Source organism: Actinomycetota bacterium, assembly GCA_040905475.1.
Classification (GTDB): domain Bacteria; phylum Actinomycetota; class AC-67; order AC-67; family AC-67; genus DATFGK01.
In genome coordinates this window covers 1-8,361 of sequence record JBBDRM010000042.1, presented here as the reverse complement: position 1 = coordinate 8,361, position 8,361 = coordinate 1, and the positions used below count along the sequence as shown (strand labels likewise).

General features: G+C 66.1%; 6 protein-coding genes. 2 read left to right on the top strand and 4 right to left on the bottom strand.

Annotated elements, in window-relative coordinates; translation table 11 throughout:
• From WEB06_03775 to WEB06_03765, 3 genes are all read right to left on the bottom strand, one after another.
• Positions 1–319: prolipoprotein diacylglyceryl transferase family protein (locus WEB06_03775; protein MEX2554734.1), on the bottom strand; the 319-nt coding region annotated here is incomplete at its 3' end.
• A gap of 55 nt (positions 320–374) precedes the next feature.
• Positions 375–2,498, bottom strand: a complete 2,124-nt coding sequence (locus WEB06_03770; protein ID MEX2554733.1) for a sulfatase-like hydrolase/transferase — start codon at positions 2,496–2,498, stop codon at positions 375–377.
• 58 nt (positions 2,499–2,556) lie between these two features.
• Complete coding sequence (locus WEB06_03765; protein MEX2554732.1) at positions 2,557–4,812, bottom strand: CehA/McbA family metallohydrolase; 2,256 nt, start codon at positions 4,810–4,812, stop codon at positions 2,557–2,559.
• A 79-nt stretch (positions 4,813–4,891) separates the two neighbouring features.
• Here WEB06_03765 and pafA point away from each other — a divergent pair, with 79 nt between their 5' ends.
• Positions 4,892–6,250, top strand: a complete 1,359-nt coding sequence (gene pafA, locus WEB06_03760; GenBank protein MEX2554731.1) for a Pup--protein ligase — start codon at positions 4,892–4,894, stop codon at positions 6,248–6,250.
• A gap of 116 nt (positions 6,251–6,366) precedes the next feature.
• Positions 6,367–7,086 (top strand): hypothetical protein, encoded by a 720-nt coding sequence (locus WEB06_03755; protein MEX2554730.1) that lies wholly within the window; start codon positions 6,367–6,369, stop codon positions 7,084–7,086.
• Positions 7,087–7,483: 397 nt separating this feature from the next.
• Here the strand turns inward: WEB06_03755 and WEB06_03750 are convergent.
• Positions 7,484–8,361 (bottom strand): ResA-like WAxxUGC motif-containing protein (locus tag WEB06_03750; protein ID MEX2554729.1); only part of this gene is annotated, 878 nt, incomplete at its 5' end.

Here is an 8,361-nt window from a genome sequence, read left to right as displayed (position 1 = left end):
CGGCGACGATCCCGCCGAACACGCCGCCGAAGAAGACGACGCCGCCTTCCCAGACCTTCAGGATGTCGACGACGTTCGGCCAGTAGTCGCCGAAGTGGCCGACGACGTAGAAGAGGCGCGCGCCGATGATGACGCCGACGACGGCTCGCATCAGCATGTTCCAAACGTCGTCGCGGGAGATGCCCCACTTCTCGGCGCGTCGCGCCATCAGGGTGCCGCCGAGCGCGTAGCCGACCGCGATGCCGATCCCGTGCGGGGAGATGTCGAGCGGCCCGAGGTCCAGGCTCGGATACGCGTGCCACTGGATGACCGAAAGCATCGGCGAGGATTCTACGCGGGTCGACGCACCACGGCCGGGACCCGGGCCTAAGGCGTCAGACGCCCTGCGGGATCAGCCGCAATTCGCGGGCTCCGAGGCCGCCTTCGACCAGGAAGACCTCCACCTTGTTCGCCCCTCGCCGGAAGGACTCCGGCGCCACCATCGCGTTGAAGCGGACCCGACCGCTCCGGAGGTACGTCCGGGTGACGGCGACCACGCGGCCTTGCACCGCGATCGCGAGGACCCGTGGCGCCTGCGATACGCCCGAGAGGCTCCCGGTCATCAGGGCGCGGATGACATCGGCGGATGGGTCGAACCGCTGGTACGAGCCGGCGGAATCGATCGCCACCCGACCCGCCGTGCCGGCCGTGACGCCTGAAACGCTCCGACCGAGGAGCTCGTGAAATGAGCCGGGCGTGATCGCGTATAGCCGCTCTAGCCCGCCCGCCCGCCCGAACAGATCCAGCTTCCGCTCCACCACGGCGTACTTCTCGGCTCCGTCGGCCCTCACCGTCACCCGGAATCCCCGCGTCGCGAGCATCGCCCGCTCCGCCGGCGACGGCTCCTTCGCGAACATCGAGATCCCGTCGGTCGCGTACATACCCTCGACATCGAGGACGTCGGCGATCGTGGGCACGACGTCGAACGTCTGGACCGGGCGGTCGTCGATCGTGCCCTTCTGTTGGCCCGGCAGCTTCACGAACATGGGCACGGCGGCGATCTCGCCGACCGTCTCCTTCGCGATCACCCGGAGGTCGCTGCCGGCTCGGAACGAGATGCCGTGATCGGCGGTGACCACGACGAGCGCACGATCCCAGATCCCCTTCTCCCGCAGCCGGTCGATCAGCGCCCCGACCTGCCGGTCGACCGCGGCTGCTTGCAGCAGATGCCTTTGATACGCCTGCGCGAGGAGCCACTCATCGTGCCCCCAGACTTGAAGGGTCCGGCCGGGGATCGGGGAGCGCTGTGGATACTCCTGCCCGGATGGGAGGTAGCGCCACGGCGCGTGAGGCAGTTCGATGTGCGCGAACCAGAACGTCGGATCGGTCGTGCGCTCGATCGAAGATGTGAAACGCCGGAAGTCCCCGAACGGATCCTCTGCCAGCGTCACCTTCGAGTTTGCCGTGGCCGTGCCGGACGCCGGCTTCCCGCCTCCCCCGCCGAAGTCGGACCATGTCTGGTCGATGGAAGGGAGGCTCGCCGCGAGGCTCGGCGGCGCGATGATGTGCTCGTACACGATCCGAAGGTCCGAGAGCATCGTGCGCCAGCGCGGCAAGAAAGCCGCGGTCGGTTTCGACGACTCCGTGCAGATCGAGGCGGGGCACAGCTGAGTGAATGCCTCGAAGGCTCGAACGTTGTAGGCGCCACCGAGCAACGTGAAGATGTTGTTCGGGTAATCCTTCGTGATCGGGAGCTTGTTCTTGTCCCCGTAGCTCCCCGTGAGGATCGCCGGGACCGCGATCTCAGTGAAATCGTGAACCGCAGTGGCGTTCCGGAACCACGTCGAGCCCGCGGCGAGCTCGGCGAAGCCGGGGAACATCGATGCGTCGATGCCACCACGCTCGTCCATGAGGGACGCGATCGGGAACTCGTCGACGACCAGCATCACCACGGGGACGGGATTGGCGATCAGCTTGGAGCCGCTGATCGCGGCCGACTGACGCAACACGAGCCTGGACGTCGGCGACGAGAACAGGAACAACGCCGGGAGCAGTAACGCCGAGATCGCGGCGAGGCGGACGAAAGAACGTGCGCCTCGAGAGCGGTAGTAGAGGAGGACCGTACCCGCCCCTAAGAGGGCGCCCGCAACGACGAATACCGGCGCACCAAGGTTTCGGAGCGCGGGCACCCGTTCGAGGATCTGGATCGCAAGGGTCCCGGCAAGCCCGCCGACGACGAGGATGTGGAGCGCGGTTCCGAGCCGCTCATGGATCAGCCCCGCGACCCACACGAAACTTGCAACGACCGCCGGCACCAAGATCGCCAGTCCGAATGCGAGCAAGAACAGATCCACGCGAGGCGAACGCCGTGCGAGGAAGAACTGCGGGAAGCGGCCGGTTAGGTCGAGGATGGGTTGCGCGACGGCGAAGTTGAACGCGACCAGGATCGACAGCGCGATATCCAAGCCGCCGGGCCGCGGCAGGCGGCGGCGCTCCCCCGAAGCGTCGACGGTCGTCATCAGGCGGCCCAAGCATCGCACATACGCGCCTGTCGGCCATTAGGCCGGCGAGGAGGTGTTACGGGGCTTGGTAGATCGGCGAGGTCAGGGCAAGGATAACGAGACGGTTGCGACACAGCGTCGTCTGCTCTCCGACGAGCGGGTCGCAGAGCGACTCGCGCTGCGCTTCGGCATCCGGGAGCACGAGCTCTGCCCGCACCCAGGGGGACGACGTCGTGAACTCCAAGATGCCCTCGGCACCGAGGAGGCTTTCTTCTCTGGCGCCTCCGGTCGTGACCAGCCTGACGAAGCTTCCGGGTAGTGCGCCGTCCGCACGCACGCGCATCGGCGAGCCAGCCGGGACGAGGTCGCCGGCTATCGACTCGAAGGTGCCGTTTCCGTCGGCGTCGGCCTCCAGGTACAGCCGCGGGCCGAGGTAGGCGGGCGGCTGCCAGGAGACGAACGTGTGCCCGGCTCGGATCCCCGCGGTGAGGTCCTGCCAGGTGCGACCGCTCGAGAAGATCCAGGTGGAGGGCTGCCCGACGCCTTGGACCGGAGAGGTCAGCCTCCAATGCGAGTCGCTTCCGCCCGTCGCCGCGACCCGGTAACCGGCGTCGAGGAACCCGTCGTAGAACTCCAGCGAGAAGTCGTTGTCGTTCGCCGACGGGGCCGGCGGCTGCCACGCCCAGACGCCGATGTTCCAGACCTCGACGGCGTCTGGGAGGATCTGGTGCCCGAACTCCTCGAACCAGTCCCGGTCGCCGGGATGGTTGATCTGGAAGGCGCCGCCGTCTGCGCGGAGAGCGTCCCGTGCCGCGATCACGCCGGCGAAGGACGAGTCCCGCGTGCAGACCTGGATCCCTTCGTCGTCGGTCGTCGGGCCGGGATAGCACTTCTCCGCGCCGAGCATCTGCGCATGTCCGGGCAGCGAGTTCTCGTACGCGGGAACCAGGATCAGCTCATCGAGAGCCTCCTCCGCCGCCCACGCCGGATCCGACTGGCTGAGGATGTTGTTGTGGTCCGTGATCGCCAGGTAATCGAGCCCGCGCTCCTTCGCGAGTGCGATCCGTTCGGCAGGGCTGAAGCTCCAGGTCCACGGTTCGTCGCAGGACGCGCCGCCGACCTTGGTGGTCGGGGTCGCGCACGTGTCGTGCCCGTTCTGGGTGTGGACGTGGAGATCGCCGGCCAGCCATTCACCGCCGGCGTGCGAGTTCGCGCCGATCCATATCGGAGACGAGTACGCCTCCTCTCCGTCGGCTTGCGTCACCCGCGCCAGGTACCACGCCTCGCCCCATCCCGACGTCACGGTGAACGTCGCGGGAGCGCCGCTCGCGCTCCCGGCGAGCGCGCCGCCGCTGGTGAAGAGTTCCACCTTCGAGACCGGCTCGCCATCGGGATCGGCCGCACCGACCGTCAGCGTGACGTTCTGGCCGACCGGACGGTTGAGCCGCGCGCCCATCGGTTCGCCGTCCGCCGTGAAGCTCAACTCCAGATCCGCGTCGGTCGTCGCATAGAAGCGTCGCGCGAGCATCGCGTCTCGAACCGCGACCGCGCTCAGGGCGGGAAGCAGGAATCCGGTTCGTGCGTAGGAACTCGGATCTCCCCAGTCGTCGGTGTGCGTGTCTTGCGCGCCGACCAGTCCGAGGTGCCAGCCGTTGTCGAGCGCCCGCGCTATGTGCCCGCTCTCGAAGTAGTCCTTCGTCTTGCCGCCGTTGAACACCTCGATGCCGGCCATCCGGAAGTCGGCGTCGGGGACGTACGCGAAGTCGTTCCAGGTGCTGTCGCCTTTGTCGCCGGGGTGGTTGAACGTCGCGATCGCGTCCTTGTTGGTAAGCAACCACTTCCAGAAGGTGTCCATCGTGAGGTAGCCGCCGTCGATCTTCGCGTTCGTGTATGCCGCCGAGAAGTAGACGTTGATGTGGTCGAAGACGTCCGAGGTCCACTCGAATCCGCGAAGGGCGACGTAGCTCGTATCGGTGGCGGCCTCCGCCTGCTCTTGATTCGCGTCCCACTTCCGGATCGAGTTCGCGCCGTCGGCGAGAAGGCATTCGACGAGCGTGCCGCCCTCGGTCGGCAGGCACTGCTCCGAGAGCGTGACCGGCACGTCGAAGCCCTCCGAGTGCTCGGAGGTCGTCATGATGTCCAGGCCGTTCGCCCGGGCGGTGGCGTAGGCATCCGCCGGGATGGTGCCCGGCACGCCGTCGGAGTACCCGGTGTGGTTGTGCATGCCCGCGAAATAGACGTCGTACCCGGTAGCCGCCGGAAGCCGGGCGGGCATGGCGACGAGTGCCAGGGTGGCGACGGCCAGCGAGAGAGCGGTTCGGGAGCGATCCACGTCCCTCGAACCGTTCGACGGCGGCCGTCCGTTTCCTCCCCCTCGGGCGGCGTTCGGGCCCCGCGATACACTCATCGTCGTGGAACGCCGCATATTCGGGCTCGAGAACGAGTACGGCGTTACCTGTACGTTCCGCGGCCAGCGCCGCCTTTCCCCCGACGAGGTCGCCCGCTACCTCTTCCGCCGGGTCGTCTCATGGGGCCGTTCATCGAATGTCTTCCTCGAGAACGGCGCTCGTCTCTACCTCGACGTCGGATCACACCCCGAGTACGCGACGCCCGAATGCGACGACATCCTGGATCTGGTCGCGCACGACAAGGCGGGTGAGCGGATCCTCGAGGGGCTGCTCGCCGCCGCCGAACATCGGCTCCACGAGGAGGGCATCTCCGGCGACATCTACCTGTTCAAGAACAACACCGATTCGGCCGGCAACTCCTACGGCTGCCACGAGAACTATCTCGTCTCGCGCTACGGCGAGTTCCAGAAGCTCGCGGACATCCTGATCCCGTTCTTCGTCACCCGGCAGGTCTTCGCCGGGGCCGGGAAGGTCCTTCAAACGCCGCGCGGCGCCCTGTTCTGTCTCGCGCAGCGTGCCGAGCACATCTGGGAGGGCGTCTCCAGCGCCACGACGCGGAGCAGGCCGATCATCAACACGCGCGACGAGCCGCACGCCGACGCCGAGCGCTACCGCCGGCTCCATGTGATCGTCGGCGACTCCAATATGAGCGAGTACACGATGCTCATGAAGATCGGCGCGACCGACCTCATCCTCCGCATGGTGGAGGAGGGAACCGTGATGCGCGATCTGACCCTCGAGAACCCGATCCGTGCGATCCGCGAGATCTCGCACGACATCACCTGCCGTCGCCGCGTGAAGCTCGCGAGCGGCCGTGAGATGTCGGCGATCGAGATCCAGATGGAGTACTTCGACCGGGCGCGCAAGTTCGTCGACCGCCGCGGCATCAACGGATTCGCGACGCGAATCCTCGGGATGTGGGAGGAGGCGCTGAAGCTCCTCGAAGCCCAAGATCTCGATCCGCTCGAGGGGAAGCTCGACTGGGTCACCAAGCTCAAGCTCATCGAGTCGTACCGGTCGTCGCGCAACTTGACGCTCGCACATCCGAAGATCGCGCTCATGGACCTCGCGTACCACGACGTGAACCGCAAGCGCGGGCTCTACTACCTGCTCCAGCGCCGTGGCTTGATGGAGCGTGCGGTCGACGAAGCTCGGATCGAGACGGCGATGCGCGAGCCGCCGCAGACCACCCGGGCGCGGCTTCGCGGTGAGTTCATCAAGACTGCGAAGGAGCGCCGCCGCGATTTCACGGTGGACTGGGTGCATCTGAAGCTGAACGATCAGGCGCAGCGCACCGTGCTCTGTAAGGATCCGTTCAAGGCGCACGACGAGCGCGTCGAGAAACTGATCGCGCTGATGTAAGCGCGATCCGAACCGTCTGGCTGACGCCCCTTGACACCCAGGGGGCGGGGCTAGCTAGGCTTGCTTCTTGGCAGCCATCGGCCAAAAGCAGGGCCCGTCCATGGCGGGGGTGCGGTGTGCGAAGCTGGGCTCGCGGGGCAACGATTCTCACTCTGGTCTTCGCGTTCACCCTGCTCTTTGGCCCGTCGGCGCAGGCTACGACCGGTTACCATCACACCGGGGCTCAGACAACGCAGCAGTTCGAGGGTGCCGACGCCCAGATCGAGGTTACTGATCCGTCGCTGCCGGGCAACCCGTGCACGTCGACGACCGATTTCTTCGCTGCGAGAATCATGCTGAAGCAGGGTGCTTGGATGGAGGCAGGGTGGGCCGAGGTGGGATGGCTCACGCCGGGTCTTTGCTCTCATGCACGCTCGATATATGTCTTCGATACGCTACATGGCGTTTGGGAATTCTTCCTCGAGTACACATTGACCACGGGATCAACTCTGCGCGTTCGCGTCTACTCGGATGCCAGCTGCGACGGTAACGCTCCGTGCATCTATAGATCACAAATCTACTGGGGAGGCCAGTGGGTCACTCTCCATGCGGCGTCGATTAACCTGAACAGCAACGCGTACGTGGAAGAGATGGGAGAGGTCTACACAGCAGGCGGAACCCATTTTCAGATTGCCTCCGGCGGTGACGCCGATGTCGACTGGTATAACACGAGACTTCTTAAGTCTGATCGCACGTGGCATCTTTGGCAGAACGCTCCCACCTTGATCGGCGACAACATCCCGTACTACACGAGTTGGCTCATCAATTACTACCGATTCCAGAATTACCGAGGGTAAGCGCATGAGTGTCACGGTGCTCAGAATGACCCGAGTGTTGCGAAGGACTCTCTTGCCGGTTCTCGCGGTCATGGTCCTTGTGCAGTGCGCCGAACCACCGAGGCCGTCAGGTTCGACCGATGCCCCTTCTGAGACAACTTCACTGAGTGCCGAAGAACGGTCCGCAGGTTATACTCATCAGGATGTCATCGACCAGTTCGGTCCAGATGCGGATCTTCCCGTATGCGATTTCGCGGGCGAGCCGAGTGGGCCCGTAGAACCTAAGTCGACTCCGGCCGGCGATCCGGGTGATGAGGCGTCATGTCGGGCGAGTCTGACAGGTATCCACAAGGTTGCGTGCACATCGATGCCGAGTAAAGACTCAACCCTCCCGCCCTGCCCCCGCCCGGCCTAGGACTCAGAAGTCCGGCAGCGCGTAGTAGTTCTCGGGCCCGGCCCTCTCGACGTCGCCGGCCCAGTCGCCTTCGTAGACGTCGTTGGGCCGCTGGAGCGGGTCGGCGAACGACCATGCTTGGCGCTTGTAGGTCCAGTTGTCGGGCTGGAGCCGGTGCGCCTCCCGGAAGTGCGGTACCGCATCGTCGGGGAACCCAGCGCGATGGAGATGCTGGCCGAGCTCGAAATGCGCGGCGGCGAGACCGACCTCGGGCGGCCGGGGACGTGATCGCGCTCGTACCTCGTCGGGCGAAAGGGCGTGCGGACTCTCGGATCCTCGCTCGACCCAATCGCGAAGCGCCGCGACGTACTTCTCCGGCGTGGTCGGGATCTTGCTCGTTATCTGGAGCGCCTTGACGACCCACGGATCGGTGTCGGGAGGAAGCTCCTTCGGGATCATCTTCCGGAACATGGCCTTGCCGGGCCACGCGGCCTCGGGCGGGCGCACGATCATCCCGGCCTCGTCGATCCAGATGCCGGTCGGCACGTTCACGACGCCGAAGAGCTCGTCGAGCGAGTGGGCTTGGTCGATCAGCGACGGATGTTCAGGCGCGGCGCGTTCGATGAACGGCTTCGCGACGTCGATGCCGCCAACGTCGAGCGCGATCGTGACGATCTCGAGGCCCTTCGGCCGGAGCTCGGTGTGCAATTCCTGCCACACGGGCAGGTCGAAGCGACACCCTCACCACGAGGCCCAGGCGAGCAGCAGCACCTTCAAGCCGCGCAGCGACGAGAGGCGGAACGCTTCGCCGTGCCGATCCGGGAGCTCGAGCTCGGGGGCTTCGGCGCTCGCGCGCGCGCGTCCTGCGGCGGTGTCGGGCCCGCGCGCCCACCGGCCGTGCT

Coding starts and splice junctions, on each gene's coding strand:
- WEB06_03770 (MEX2554733.1), bottom strand. CDS start 2,498: ATGACGACCGTCGACGCTTCGGGGGAGCGCCGCCGCCTGCCGCGGCCC.